Annotated in this window: 17 protein-coding genes; 7 read left to right on the top strand and 10 right to left on the bottom strand. The window is 64.1% G+C overall.

Features of this window, described 5'->3' with window-relative positions:
* Nucleotides 1–2: 2 nt before the first annotated feature.
* Nucleotides 3–419, bottom strand: a complete 417-nt coding sequence (locus IVB13_RS33465; RefSeq protein ID WP_018455252.1) for a metalloregulator ArsR/SmtB family transcription factor — start codon at nt 417–419, stop codon at nt 3–5.
* Nucleotides 420–787: 368 nt separating this feature from the next.
* On the opposite strand from IVB13_RS33465, the gene IVB13_RS33460 reads away from it, so the two are divergent.
* Complete coding sequence (locus IVB13_RS33460) at nt 788–1,843, top strand: serine hydrolase (protein ID WP_247394845.1); 1,056 nt, start codon at nt 788–790, stop codon at nt 1,841–1,843.
* A 70-nt stretch (nt 1,844–1,913) separates the two neighbouring features.
* Here the strand turns inward: IVB13_RS33460 and IVB13_RS33455 are convergent, their stop codons facing one another.
* The gene (locus IVB13_RS33455) at nt 1,914–2,735 is read right to left on the bottom strand and encodes an outer membrane protein (protein WP_247394842.1); all 822 of its coding nucleotides are present in this window, start codon (nt 2,733–2,735) and stop codon (nt 1,914–1,916) included.
* Nucleotides 2,736–3,001: 266 nt separating this feature from the next.
* The gene (locus tag IVB13_RS33450) at nt 3,002–3,706 is read right to left on the bottom strand and encodes an SDR family oxidoreductase (protein WP_085384467.1); all 705 of its coding nucleotides are present in this window, start codon (nt 3,704–3,706) and stop codon (nt 3,002–3,004) included.
* Between the two features lie 122 nt (nt 3,707–3,828).
* Here IVB13_RS33450 and IVB13_RS33445 point away from each other — a divergent pair, with 122 nt between their 5' ends.
* Nucleotides 3,829–4,671, top strand: a complete 843-nt coding sequence (locus tag IVB13_RS33445) for a GNAT family N-acetyltransferase (protein WP_247491396.1) — start codon at nt 3,829–3,831, stop codon at nt 4,669–4,671.
* A gap of 18 nt (nt 4,672–4,689) precedes the next feature.
* Here the strand turns inward: IVB13_RS33445 and IVB13_RS33440 are convergent, their stop codons facing one another.
* On the bottom strand, nt 4,690–5,130 hold the full coding sequence (locus IVB13_RS33440) for a hypothetical protein (protein ID WP_247394821.1): 441 nt from the start codon (nt 5,128–5,130) through the stop codon (nt 4,690–4,692).
* Between the two features lie 282 nt (nt 5,131–5,412).
* Between IVB13_RS33440 and IVB13_RS33435 the strand changes: the two genes are divergently transcribed.
* On the top strand, nt 5,413–5,697 hold the full coding sequence (locus tag IVB13_RS33435; RefSeq protein WP_018455258.1) for a hypothetical protein: 285 nt from the start codon (nt 5,413–5,415) through the stop codon (nt 5,695–5,697).
* 53 nt (nt 5,698–5,750) lie between these two features.
* Here IVB13_RS33435 and IVB13_RS33430 read toward each other — a convergent pair whose 3' ends face one another.
* The 6 genes from IVB13_RS33430 to IVB13_RS33405 form a co-directional block, all read right to left on the bottom strand.
* A complete protein-coding gene (locus tag IVB13_RS33430; RefSeq protein WP_085384470.1) occupies nt 5,751–6,041 on the bottom strand; it encodes a hypothetical protein in 291 nt (96 codons plus the stop codon).
* 19 nt (nt 6,042–6,060) lie between these two features.
* Nucleotides 6,061–6,402: a curlin gene (locus tag IVB13_RS33425; protein ID WP_247483056.1), complete on the bottom strand. Its 342-nt coding sequence runs from the start codon at nt 6,400–6,402 to the stop codon at nt 6,061–6,063.
* Between the two features lie 144 nt (nt 6,403–6,546).
* Nucleotides 6,547–6,924 carry a curlin gene (locus IVB13_RS33420; protein WP_018455263.1) on the bottom strand — a complete coding sequence of 126 codons (378 nt, stop codon included), beginning with the start codon at nt 6,922–6,924 and terminating at the stop codon, nt 6,547–6,549.
* A 32-nt stretch (nt 6,925–6,956) separates the two neighbouring features.
* Nucleotides 6,957–7,349: a curlin gene (locus IVB13_RS33415; RefSeq protein WP_204511438.1), complete on the bottom strand. Its 393-nt coding sequence runs from the start codon at nt 7,347–7,349 to the stop codon at nt 6,957–6,959.
* 119 nt (nt 7,350–7,468) lie between these two features.
* A complete protein-coding gene (locus tag IVB13_RS33410; RefSeq protein WP_018455265.1) occupies nt 7,469–7,870 on the bottom strand; it encodes a hypothetical protein in 402 nt (133 codons plus the stop codon).
* 167 nt (nt 7,871–8,037) lie between these two features.
* Nucleotides 8,038–8,697, bottom strand: coding sequence for a response regulator (locus IVB13_RS33405; protein ID WP_018455266.1), 660 nt, complete (start codon nt 8,695–8,697; stop codon nt 8,038–8,040).
* Nucleotides 8,698–9,340: 643 nt separating this feature from the next.
* On the opposite strand from IVB13_RS33405, the gene IVB13_RS33400 reads away from it, so the two are divergent.
* The 4 genes from IVB13_RS33400 to IVB13_RS33385 are packed head-to-tail and all read left to right on the top strand — an operon-like array spanning nt 9,341 to nt 13,076.
* Entirely contained in the window at nt 9,341–10,768 is a 1,428-nt protein-coding gene (locus tag IVB13_RS33400) for an efflux RND transporter periplasmic adaptor subunit (protein WP_085351325.1), read from the top strand.
* The gene (locus IVB13_RS33395) at nt 10,765–11,490 is read left to right on the top strand and encodes an ABC transporter ATP-binding protein (protein WP_247491394.1); all 726 of its coding nucleotides are present in this window, start codon (nt 10,765–10,767) and stop codon (nt 11,488–11,490) included. Before IVB13_RS33400 ends, IVB13_RS33395 begins: the two co-directional genes overlap by 4 nt.
* A complete protein-coding gene (locus IVB13_RS33390; protein WP_018455269.1) occupies nt 11,487–12,710 on the top strand; it encodes an ABC transporter permease in 1,224 nt (407 codons plus the stop codon). Before IVB13_RS33395 ends, IVB13_RS33390 begins: the two co-directional genes overlap by 4 nt.
* A gap of 48 nt (nt 12,711–12,758) precedes the next feature.
* On the top strand, nt 12,759–13,076 hold the full coding sequence (locus IVB13_RS33385; protein WP_247491392.1) for a LuxR C-terminal-related transcriptional regulator: 318 nt from the start codon (nt 12,759–12,761) through the stop codon (nt 13,074–13,076).
* Nucleotides 13,077–13,196: the final 120 nt, after the last annotated feature.

Below are 13,196 nucleotides of genomic sequence, written 5' to 3'. Positions count from 1 at the left end.
CGTCAGGAACCTTTCCGTCTGGTTGTCTTGTCGGTTGTCTTGTCGATCGGCTTGTTACTTGTCTTGGTCGCCCGTTTGGCAGCCGCCCGCTCTTTCTTCAGCTTCATTACATAGGTTTCGAAGCGATCGAGCCGCGCCTCCCAGATCGCACGCTGGTGCTGGAACCAGTCCTCCGCAGTGAGGAGCGCGTCAGGACTGAGGCGGCAGGTGCGCACGCGGCCGGATTTCGCCGACAGGACGAGACCGCTCGTCTCCAGCACATGGATGTGCTTCATGAAGCTCGGCAGCGCCATCGCGAAGGGATCGGCGAGTTCGCCGACCGACGCCTCGCCGGCGCAGAGCCGCATCACGATCGCCCGCCGGGTGGGATCGGCAAGGGCCGCGAAAACCTGATCGAGCCGGGATAGTTGGTTAGCCATGGGGCTAACTATAGGGCTGCCATGATCTCGCGTCAACAATTGTTAGCCAATTAGCTAAGTTAAATTCGCCGACTGGTAGCCTGGATGAAGGGAAGCGAATCGGGGCCGCTAGCTCGGCTGCGGCACTTTCCGGATTGCGCTTCGCTCCATCCGGGCTACCGACCACTCGCGCGGAACCCACCACGCGCAATCGTGAATAGGGAGGATCGGCCCTTCCCACTACAAGAGACTGGGGGCGCATCGAATCTTGCGCCAGAGCCGTGTCGTCTGTTGTCACCTCATCGTATCTCACCCGACGGGCGCTCGCCCGGGCCGCGCTCGTTCCCCTTGCGCTTGCATGGCCGCGCGGGGCCGCCGCGGATTCCGACATGATCGCGCAGATGCGCGACATTGTTGCGAACGAACTGACGCCGACCGCGACGCCGGACCAGCCGGGCGGTCTCGCCGCTGCACTTTATGCCGGCAGCCATGTCGAGTTCTTCAATTACGGCTTTGCCGACAGCGCCACGCGAAGGCCGGTCACGCCGGACACGCTGTTCAACCTCGGTTCCCTGCGCAAGCCGTTTGAGGCGACGCTGGTTGCGCTCGGCGCCCTCCGCGGCGAACTGCGGCTCGACGATCGTCTGGCGAAATATCTGCCGGAGCTCACCGGCGACTATGTTCGCCGCATCACTGTCGGCGAACTCGTCACGCACACCTCAGGCATGCTGCTGCCGACCGATCATCCGCCGTGGCCGAGCGACACGTTTTCCCGCGCGCAGCTCATCGACATGTTCAACAGCTGGAGACCGCAAGGCGGCGAAGCGCCCGGCAAGCAGCGCGTCTACAGCCACGCCGGCTACGTGCTGCTTCAACTCGTGCTCGAGCGCTGTTACGGCGCTCCGATCGCAACCCTGTTTGAACAACACATCCTCAAGCCGATCGGCATGAATGCGACCTCCGTGCCCGAACGCGGCGAGGACAGCCGTGCCGTCATGGACGACGCCTGGATGCAGTTCGCGGTCCAGGGCTACTCGGATCAGGGCATGGCAATCGGCCCCATCGGCAACCAGCAGAGTTATTTTGATTTCCCCGGCACCGGCCAGATGTTTTCTTCGCCGCGGGATCTCGCCGCATTCGTTGCGGCCTGCGTCGATGGGCGGTCGACCGAGCCTCACTTGCGCGAGGCCCTGCGGATGACGCAGCACGAGATTTTCCGCGTCGACGACAAGTTCGGACAGGGAATGGCCTGGGAGACGGTGCGTCTTCCAGGCGTCACTGTCGTCGACAAGCCGGGTGGGCTCAACAACGCCTCCGGCTATATCGGCCTGGTGCCGGCGCAGCGGATCGGGATCGTCCTGCTCGCCAATCGGGGCGAATATCCGCACGAGATCGCGCGCTACAGGATCCTGCCAGCATTGGCGCATCTGGTGGCATCGCACTGAATCCGCCTAGCGAAAAACAGAAAGCCCCGGCTAAGCCGGGGCTTTCCACGCCAGGTCGGAACGGGAATGCTCAGTACCTGGCAACGACGGGTCCGCCGAACTTATAGTTCACGCCGACGCGCACGATGTTCGATTTGAGATCGACCGAGTGGGTGAAGACGTTGGTCGGAAACGCGCCGCCAAGCAGATTGGTGCTGGTCACGGTGCTGCGTCCGAGGTCGACGTAGAGATATTCCGCCTTGAGCGACCAGCCGCCGCCGAAGGCATATTCGGTGCCGACACCTGCGGTCCAGCCGAGGCGTGTGTCGCGGAACGCGGCCGACTCCGTCGCCGCAGCGAACGTGTCCACGAAGTTGAAATTGCCCTTCACCTCGGCGATCGCCGCACCGCCGGTGGCGTAGAGCAGCCAGGTCGGAGCCGCGAGGAAGCCGATGCGGCCGCGGATGGTGGCGAGCCAGTCGGCCGAGACCTGCGAGGACACGGTGAAGCCGGTCGGGGCGCAGCAGGGATAGAGCGCCGAGCCGGATGCACTGCCCTTCAAGCCGAAATAGTTGATATCGCCTTCCAGGCCGAGCACGGCGTTGTTGAGTTGCCAGTTATAGCCGGCGGTAAGACCGCCGGTGACGCTGGAGCTGTTGACACGCTGGGCGCCGACTGCAGCAATCGCGGTAACACTGGTGTCCGCGAAATAGCCGGCAGGATCGAACGCGGTCGAGGTGGCCGGATCGGCGCTGCCCCATTGCCCGCCGACATTGCCGCCGACGTAAAAGCCGGTCCAGCTGTAGGCCGTCGCCATCATCGGCGCCTTGGTGTAGTGCGCCGCGAGGTCGGCCGCCTGCACGGATGCGGAGCTCAAAACAACCGCGGCAACCGCCAGCAAAAACTTCTTCATTCCAGTCTCCTTGCCCCGCGCGATTGATCTCGCGTTTCGAATGCGCGGGCGGAAGTTGTCCGGCGCAGATTGGGCATAGGCTGCCGGTCCCTCGCCGTCTTGGGCTGCGGCGAAGTTCATAGGGACTGTGACGTAGCGTGAGCCGTGCGGCACGCGAACGCGTGACGGGTGTGACTGGAGGGCCACGCGTCATCCCTCCTCCGTGACGCGCGACGCACACCACTGTCGCATCGCGACAACCCGCGCGCGATCCGACGCTCCGCGTCTCAGACCGAACGCGTCAGTCCGCCGTCGACGCGGATGTTCTGTCCCGTGATATAGGCCGCGCCGTCGGACGCCAGGAACGAGATCGTCGCGGCGATCTCCTCGACCTTGCCGTAGCGCCGCATCGGCACGCTGTCGCGGCGTGCATCCAGCTGCGGCAGGCTGTCGATCCAGCCCGGCAGCACATTGTTCATCCGGATGTTGTCGGCGGCATGGGTGTCGGTGAAGATCTTCGTGAAGGCGGCGAGGCCAGCGCGGAACACCGCAGAGGTCGGAAACATCGCGCTCGGCTCGAACGCCCAGGCGGTCGAGATGTTGATGATGGCGCCGCCCTTCTGCGTCTGCATGATCGGCATCACCAGCCGGGTCGGACGGATCACGTTGAGCAGATAGGTGTCGAGGCCGGTGTGCCACTGCTCGTCGGTGATCTCGGTGATCGCCGCCCGGGGCCCATGGCCCGCGCTGTTGACGAGCACGTCGATGCGTCCCCATCGGGCAAGCGCCCCGTCCACAAGCCGCTTCAGATCGTCGTTCGACTTGTTGGAACCGGTGATCCCTAACCCACCGAGCTCGGCTGCCAGCGCCTCGCCCTTGCCGGAAGAAGACAGGATGGCGATGCGAAAGCCGTCGGCTGCGAGCCGGCGCGCAGCCCCTGCCCCCATGCCGCTGCCGCCGGCGGTCACGAGTGCGACCTTCTCTGCTGCCATCTCTGCTGCCATGAGCGATCATCCTTTGTGATATCGTGGAGGCGAGCCGTGGGCCCGGCCTATCATGAGGCCTTCTACCGCCGGACCGGCCGGAAGGTCCACCGTCGAAGGCGACTTGAAAGATGAGCGATTTGGAGATCCGCAATTTGCGCCCCGAGGAGATCGCCATCGCCGTCGACTGGGCCGCGGCCGAGGGCTGGAATCCGGGCCTCTCCGACGCCGCCTGTTTCGCGATCCCGGACGCGAAGGGCTTCTTCGTCGGCGAGATCGACGGCGAGCCGGTCGCGACCGTCTCCTGCGTCAACTACGACGATCGCTTCGCGTTTCTCGGCTTCTACATCGTGCGATCGGGTTTTCGCGACAGAGGCCACGGCCTGCGCATGTGGAACGCGGCGATCGCGCATGCGGGCGCTCGCGTGATCGGCCTCGACGGCGTCGTGGCACAGCAGGACAATTACAGAAAGTCCGGCTTCCAGCTTGCTCACGCCAATATCCGCTATGGCGGCTTCGTCGCCGCGCCATCGAGGCCGCCCGCCGATGTCGTTGCGCTCGACACGATCCCGCTCGCGCTCGTTGAAGCCGACGATGCAACGGTGTTCCCGGCTCCGCGCAGCGCTTTCCTGCGTGCCTGGATCGGTACCTCAGGACATGTCGGTCGCGCGCTGCTGCGCGACGGCAAGCTCGCCGCATGGGGCGTGATCCGGCCGTGCCGGACCGGCCGCAAGATCGGCCCGCTCGTCGCCGACGACCGCACGGCGGCGGACGCGATCGTGCAGGCCTTGCTGGCGAGCGCAAACGGCGGCGAAATCGTCCTCGACGTTCCCGCCGTCAATCGCGAGGCGATTGCACTCGCGGAATCGCTCGGGCTGAAGCCGGTGTTTGAGACGGCGCGGATGTACACGGGGCCGATCGCGCCGCTGCGGATCGACCGCGTATTCGGCGTGACCAGTTTTGAGCTGGGCTAGCTGAGCCGAACGCGCTGCTCAGTAGCAGCGCATGATGTTGACGGTGTGCTCGCCGCCGCCGCGGCCGGGCACAGTCACCTGCTCCGTCGGACAGCTCGGCACGTAGGGCCGGTCGGACGGCACCACGTTCGGCGGGAAGCGATGCGTCCAATCCCAGGGAACGTCGTACGTATAGGTGTAGCGCACGTCGTTGGAGACGGGTTGTGGGGTCTCGGCGAAAGGCTGGCCGTAGCCTGCATTGTCATAGTAGAACCCGCCGCCGCCCGGCCAGTACACCCAAGGCGTGTTGCGGCCACGGAACCTGGCGCCCGGCGCAATGGGCGGACGCGCCGCCGGACCGGAAGGCGTGGCGGCATGTGCGACGGTGCCGCCGGGCCTGGCAAAACCGGCGCTGGGGGCAAGGAGCAGCGCGGCTGCGCTGAGCGAGGCGAGCAACGCCCCAAATGATCTCGACTTCATGATACGCACCAACTCGTTTGGCTTCGCGAATAGCGGCTCCCCACCGCACGCTAGGCCGGGCTGTCGCCCACCCGCAAACGTATAATTAATTATTGGTTAAGGCACGGGATGAACAGGGAACAAGCTGCGGCAAGACGCCCGGGATTCCGGCTGATGTCGCTCGTGTTCCCGGGAAACGGACGTCATAACCAGTTGATCGGAGTTGATCGCTTCGGCCGACAACACCCGGAACGCTCCCGCACTGCGGTCGTTGGCTCCCGACACCAGCAAGGAGCATCTCCAATGCAGAACAAATCGAAACTCCTCTGCCTGATCACGGCTTCCCTCGTCGCGGGCACGACGGCCGCCTCGGCCCAGGGCTATGATTGGAACGGATCCCGCGCGGGTTGGGATCGCACCGCCCCCGCTTACCAACCGGTTCAGCCACGCGCGTACTATCCTGATGTGGCCGGACCTTACAGTGCGCTCAACGGCACCAACCATCCCGCGCCGAGCTCGACGCAGGGCGATGTCGGCCCGGAGGGCAACAACAACGGCACCCTGACCGGCGTCTATCGCAGCTGGTAACGCCCGCTCACGATGAGGCCCATCGTCCATCACGGACGATGGGCCTTCGTGCGTCAGCGGCCCTGCTGCTTGCGTAGCCAGTCCAGCATGTCCTGTGGATTTCCGGTGCCCTGCGTCACAATGGCGGTGTTGCCGCCGCTGCGACGATAGACCGTCGTGCGCCCAGGCTCCTTCTCGATCTTGACCTCAGCCTGCGCCGGATCGCCGCTCTGGGTGATGACGGATGTGCCATTCTCGTCCTGAACCATTGTGGTATGGCCGTCACCTGACTCGCCGGCTCCGGCCGGCCCGGCTGTCATCGCCGTCATGATGCTCATTCCTGCTGCAAGTACGATGAACCTCATGTTGCACCTCACCTTCTGATCACCGGCTGAACTGAAATATCGACAGCCAGTTGAAGCGCCCGAATTGTCGCACCGTTCCCGTGTTCATATCGCCGATCTGGAGCAGGAGGGCATTGGTGGAATTGCCGACCTGAGTGATATCGGCGATGTTGCTCACGCCCGACTGACCGATCGCCAAATTGGTGGTGCCACCCACCTGGATCACATCGACATAATTTCGCGTGCCGTTCTGGATGATCGTCGCATCGACCGTTCCCATGCCACCGATCTGGATGACACGCGCAATATTGATGCTGCTGTTCTCCTCGATCGTGACCGGCTGGACGTCGTTGCCGAATCGCACGATCGTTTCGATGCTCACGTTGCGGTTCGTCACGCCGCGCTGGACGGATCCGGCGGATGCCTCGGACGGCGGCGAGCAATGCCGCCAATGCCAGGAGCAGTCTACCGCATATCATTGCCTTGCCCCCATTGCATTTCTGACGACGCTGAGGTCGCGCCCAACTCAATGGCTATTCTGGACAACAGTCGCCGAGTTGAACGCACCGAACTGGGACAGGAAACTGCTGGTCGACTGGCCGGCCTGGCCGACAAACGCGACATTGTTCACGCCCGCCTGCCCGACCGATGCCGACGTCGTCCCGCCGAATTGCAGAATTCCGGTCGCGTTGTTCGTGCCGTTTTGAGTGACGGTCGCGCTGGTGCTGCCGCCTATCATGAACACGCCGGCCATGTTGAGTTGACTGTTCTGGTTCAGCACGACCGGCGGGCCGCCGAGCGACACGATGGTCTTGATGTCGGCGGTCTGGGCACCGGCCGATCCGGCGCCTATGCAACACAAGGTGAGAAACGCGCCGCAGGCGGCGCCGGAAAAATGTCTCATGACATGCCTCGCGACTGAAAATGGATTTGCGATCAAGGAGTCTGCTGCAAAATCGTCGAGCCGTTCAGGATTCCGAGCTGTCCGACGGCCGCCGCGTTGTTCGCGCCGATCTGGCCGATCAGGCTCGAATTGGAGCCACCGGCCTGGCCGAGTAACGCGGTGTTGGACGCCGTCGCGGTGGTGCCGCCCTGCCCGATCACTGAGGTGTTGACGGTCAGGAGCGAGCCCGTCTGCAGGGTGGTCGCAGTATTGGTGGCGCCGAATTGCATCGTGGTGGCGCTGTTGTTGGTGCCGCCACTCTGCGAGATGAAGGAGTTGTTGGTGGTGCCGAATTGCAGCACGCTGGCCGAGTTTCCGGCCTGGGCATCGACAGCGGTCAGCAAGCCGAACGCGACGATCGTGGCAACGAGATATTTTTGATGCATGACATTTCCTCCGCGAAAGTCGGCGGACAAGCTCTCACCGAGTCGTCCCGCCCGAGGCGGTGCTTTCAAGGATGGCGCGGACGCGCCGCAGATGACGCGTCCGGCCAAACGGGGCTGGCTTAGTGCGCCGTCTGCGAGACGGTGCTGCTGTTGACGCCGAACACGCTGAGTTGTCCGACGGCGGCGGCGTTGTTCTGAAGCGCGGCAGGCCCGAACGAGTTCTGGGTAATCGCGCTGCCGTTGTTGCCGAACGCCACCTGGCCGGTCGTCGCCGAGTTCTGCACGCCGACCTGGTTGACCGTGCTGCCGTTGTTGAGGGAGGCCGCGCTGGTGCCCTGCATCGTGGTCGCGCTGTTGATGATGCCGAGCTGGCTGGTTGACGAGCTGTCGTTGGTGAGGCCCTGCTGCGAGACGCTGGAACCATTCACGACGCCCACTTGCACCGTGGTCGCAGTGTTGGCGGCCTGCGCGGCGGAGGAGAGGGCGAGCACGGCAACGGAAGCAAAAAACAATTTGCGCATGGAATATCCTTTCTGGCTAAGATCTCTGACTGGGTTCGGATGCCGTCTTGGAGGAGGCCGACATCGCAGGACCGACTTTGAACCGATCGTGCTGCGTGCGACAGACTGCAGTTCATGCTAATCGGTACGGACTAGACGTTGCGCGGCGCCTTGGTGTGCCTGCGGCACTAGCTGTACGGTTGTCCCGTGCCGGTTCGTGTCGTCTCTTCTTCGCGTCCCATGCTGTCGACCAACCGCACCACCTCGATCGGCGAGCGAAGCTCCAGCTTTCGCATCATCCTGGTGCGATGGACCTTGGCCGTCACTTCGCTCACCCCGAGCCTCGCCGCGATCTGCTTGGCGACGAGACCTTCGGCCATCAACAGCATGATCTCCCGCTCCCTCGCCGTCAGCGTCTCGACGCGCTGGCGCGCTTCGCGCACGCTATCTTCGCGTTCGAGCCGCCTGCGGTCGCGCTCGATGCCGTGCCTGATCGCGTCGAGGATCTCCTGTTCGCGAAAGGGTTTTGGAAGAAACTCGACTGCGCCGCGCTTCATGGCCTCGACCGAGACGCGGACGTCGGAATGGCCGCTGATGAAGACGATCGGGATAAGCACGCCCGTCTCGGCGAGCCGGCGCTGAAGCTCAAGGCCGGTCGGCGCCGTGCCGGGAAAGCGGACGTCGAGCACAAGGCATGAAGGCCCGCCGGAAATAGTCTCCCCGAGAAACTCGTCGGTCGACGCAAACAATTTCACCTGATGCCCGGTCTCCTCACAGAGACTTCCTATCGCGGTTCGAATCTGGATCTCGTCGTCAATGACATAAACTGTGGCTTGACCTGAACTCATGGAAACGCGCTCCCCGGATTGGGGCTCGATGAACAAGCAACGAGCCATCCATTCTTCTTGCAAGCGAGATCAAGGTGCTTGGATGAATTCGCGGGGATCGAGCGAGTCGCTCCGATCCGCCGCTTCGACGTCTTAGGCCCAACACCCGTTCAAGACGAGTGAAGGTGTTCACACATCGGGTTTCGTGATTGCGGGGATGCGCCCTCGCGACCTGCGGCATCATGGCGAGGCGCGATATCGGCAATGCTGCGATTGGGAATGCGACGACCGGAAACGCGACGATCTGGCGTGGGAACTTCGGTATCGCCGAGTGCGTCATGGCGTCGCCACCCACGTGCCGACTTGAACGCCGGGCGCTGGCCGCTTCGGCCAGAGCAGACGAGACGTTCAGTCAGCTTGTCGAGTTCGATACCGCGCGCGTCATATCGATACGCTCCGTATGCATTTCGGGCAAGTCGTGAAAAATAGCACCCGCGGACTTTACTTCTGGATCATCAAGCGCACCCGACCGTCGCCCCGGCAGCGGCGACACACTGACGATCGCCTGCGTTTTTCAAGATTTACAACCATAGCCGGTTTACAACCATAGCGCGATCTCTGCGTTTGCCGCCAACGATGCCATTTCAAGAGGCGGGTTTTTGATATGCGATTTGTGCCAGTTATTGCCTTGCTCGGAACTGCATGTGGCCTCGCCGCGGTCTACGCCGCGGGGCCGGCCGTCATCACCGACGCGGCCGGGGCCGCGGCGCAGAAGGCGGCCCTCGCCTACGCATCGAGCCAACGGCTGCTCAGACCCGTGGGGCTGGAAGCACGGAGCTTCGGATCGGACGCCCCCGTATTCCGCTTTGCCTCAATCCAGCGCGGCAGCATCGAGCAGACCATCACCGTCACCGGAGCCCTGCAGCCGGTCAAGACGATCGAGGTGGGTTCCCAGCTGTCCGGGCAGCTCGCCCGGGTCTATGTCGATTTCAACGACACGGTCAGCAAGGATCAGCCGCTCGCCCTGATCGATCCGCGCAGCTTTGCGGCCAAGGTCGACGAAGCCCGGGCCTCTCTGGCCGTTGCCAATTCTCTGGTCGACGTCGCACGGGCCAAGCTCGATCGCACCAGGATCGATCTGCAAAACGCAAGGGGTAGCCGGGACGTGCTCGCTGCCAAGCTCGAGAGCGCCCAGGCGGTCAAGAGCTCGGCGCAAAAGACCTTGCAGCGGAAGCAAGCGCTCCAGTCGCAAAACGTGGTGGCCACGACGACGGTCGACGACGCGCAGACGGAGTTCACCGCACGTCTGGCCCAGGAACGCGAGGCCGAGGTTCTGATGTCCCTCAACTCCTATGCGGTGGATGGGGCGCAGGCCGACGTCCGCCGGATCGAGGCGGAATTGCAGCAGGCACGCATGGCCGTGCCGGAAAAGGCGGCCGTTCTCGCTGCGGCCCAGGCCGATCTCGACCGCACCGTGATCCGCTCGCCGATCGATGGCGTCGTCGTCGGCAGGTTCGTCAACGAGGGCCAGACCCTCGCGGTCGGACTGGAATCGCGCACCACGTTTGTGGTCGCGCATCGACTGGAGGACATGGAAATCCACGCGCAGGTCGACGAAGCCGATATCGGGCGCATCGCCCCCGACCAGCGCGCGCATTTCACGGTGGATGCCTACCCGGACCGTCGCTTCGAGGCGGTGGTGCGGCAGGTGCGCAAGGCACCGCAGAACCAGCAGCACGTCGTGACCTACACCGTCGTCCTGGCCACCTCCAATCTCGACGGCGCGTTGCTGCCCGGCATGACGGCGCTGGTGAAAATCGTGATCGAGCGGCAGGACGACGTGCTGAAAGTGCCGCTTGCCGCGTTGCGCTTCCAGCCCTCCGGCACGCGGCCGGACGCCGCGGCGCGCAGCGCCGTGTGGGCGCGCACCGCCAGCGGCTCACTCCGGCGTATTCCGGTAACCGTCGGCGCGGCCGGCACCGAACAGGTCGCACTCAGGAGCGGAGACCTCGTCGAGGGCAGCCAGGTCGCCGTGGGTCAGGCCATCCGGCCGGCCGGCATGGAATTTCTCGGCATCAGGTTCGGATCATGACGGCCCTCCCGCCCCTCATCAGCCTGCAGTCGGTCTCCAGGACCTATCGCGCCGACGGAGTAGCGGTGACTGCGGTGCGCAATGTCAGCTTCGACATCGAACGAGGCGAGATCGTCGCCGTGATGGGACCCTCGGGCTCCGGAAAATCGACGCTGATGAACATGATCGGGCTGCTCGACCTGCCGAGCGAGGGCGCGCTCTATCTCGAGGGAGCCGACGTCGCCGATCTCTCAGAAGACCACCGGTCGTCCCTGCGCGCCCGCAGCATCGGCTTCGTGTTCCAGTCCTACAATCTGCTCGCTCGCCACAATGCGATTGAGAACGTCGCGCTGCCGCTGGTCTATTGCGGCATCAGCCGCAAGGAGCGTCTGGCCCGCGCCGAGCAGAGCCTGGAGGCCGTCGGCATGGTGCACCGGGCCCACCACTTCCCGCGACAGCTTTCGGGCGGTGAGCAGCAGCGCGTCGCGATCGCGCGCGCCCTGATCGCCTCCCCGCTGATCGTGCTCGCCGACGAGCCGACTGGCGCGCTCGACAGCCGTACCGGCGCCGAGATACTGGCCCTGTTCGCCGCGCTGAACCGGACCGGCCAGACCATCGTGATGATCACGCATGACCCCGGCATCGCGACCCAGTGCCGGCGCACGATCCGCCTGCACGACGGCGAGCTCGTCGCGGACGAAACGCTGGTCCCGATCCTGCCGAAACGGAACGCTGCGCCATGACCATGCTCCAGGGCTTTCAGATCGCTTTGCACGCCTTGCGCCTGAATCCGTTGCGCAGCATCCTCACCATGCTCGGCATCGTGATCGGCGTCGCCTCGATCGTGACGGTGTTTGCGATCGGATCCGGCGCGCAGCTTCGCCTGCAGGAGCAGATCCGGTCAATCGGCGCCAACGTGCTGATGATCAACCCCGGCGCGGTCTACCAGGGCGGCGTGCGTCTCAAGGATGGCAGCAAGCTGACCATGACCGAGAGCGACGTGCAGGCGATCCTCGAGCAGATCCCCGAGATCCAGGCAGCGGCCGGTTCGATTGCAGGAACGGCCCAGGTCATTCACGAGAGCAAGAACTGGAACACGACCATCAACGGGACGACGACCGGGCACTTCATGGTGCGCGACTGGCAGCTTGCGACCGGCCGCTATTTTTCCGGCAGCGAGGAGGCAGCAGCCGGCAAGGTCGTGATCCTCGGCAGCACGGTGGCGCATGAGCTGTTCGCGCCCGGCGAAGACCCGATCGGCGCACAGATCAGGATCATGAAGGTGCCGCTCGAAGTGGTCGGCGTTCTCGATCGCAAGGGACCGGCGCAGGACGACGTCGCCTTCGTGCCGCTCACCACGGCCAAGCTGCGCTTCCTCGGCAGCGCAAGCAACATCAACCGGGATTCGGTCGCCTATATCATCGCCAAGGTGGCCGCGGACGGACAGATGGCGGGGGCGCGAACGGAGATCGAAAACCTGCTGCGGCAGCGCCACCGTATTCCCGCAGGCCAGGAGGACGACTTCAAGGTCCAGGATCCGGCCGCCGCCATGGAAGCGCAGCAGGGAGCGATCCGCACCGTCGCGCTCCTGCTCGTCGCCATCGCCTCGGTCTCGCTGCTCGTTGGCGGCATCAGCATCATGAACGTCATGATCGTTTCGGTCACCGAGCGCACGCGCGAGATCGGAATCCGCCGCGCGCTTGGCGGGCGGATGCGGGACATCCGTCTTCAGTTTCTCTGCGAGGCCCTCGTGCTCTGCCTGCTCGGCGGCGCGATCGGCGTCGGTGCCGGCGTCACGCTCTCGATGACGGTCGCTCGCATGGCAGGATGGATCACCTCGATCGACGGTCAGGCGATCGGCCTTGCCCTCGCCTTCTCGATCGCGACCGGCCTGATCTTCGGTTTTTATCCCGCCCACAAGGCATCCAAGCTCAGTCCGATCGAGGCACTCAAGACGGAGTGAGAACATTCTGGGGTGTTCGCATCGACCAAAGGCCACGAAGGAGCAGTTATGAGTCGGGATCCGAAACATTCGATCACACCAACGCCGCGCGAGCGGGACCTGATGATGCTGATCGCACGCGGAATGCAGAACAAGAACATCGCGCACGAGCTCAAGATCTCGGAGAACACGGTGCGGGCGCATATCGGCAATATCATGCGCAAATACCGCCTTCAGAACCGGACCCAGATCGCGATCATCTTTGCCCTGCAGGCGGCGCCGCCATCGCTTCGCCGCAACCTGGCCAATGGCGGCCGCAATTTCACGACGGCCGCGCCGGCCAAGGCGGTCGCTGAGAATACGCCGGTGCCGACGGCACCGGATTGACCGCTCGGCCACAATCCCTTGCGTCATTTCGAGCGAAACACCCAAGTCCGGGGTCAACGCAACGGCGACAAAATATTTCTCTTTATTAGAATTCGGATTTTTGTTAGGAATTTCTCAACC

Origin of the sequence: Bradyrhizobium sp. 17 (assembly GCF_023073515.1) — a bacterium.
Classification (GTDB): Bacteria; Pseudomonadota; Alphaproteobacteria; order Rhizobiales; family Xanthobacteraceae; genus Bradyrhizobium; species Bradyrhizobium canariense_D.
Note: the sequence above shows the minus strand (reverse complement) of the source record. Positions and strands in the feature narration are given on the sequence as shown.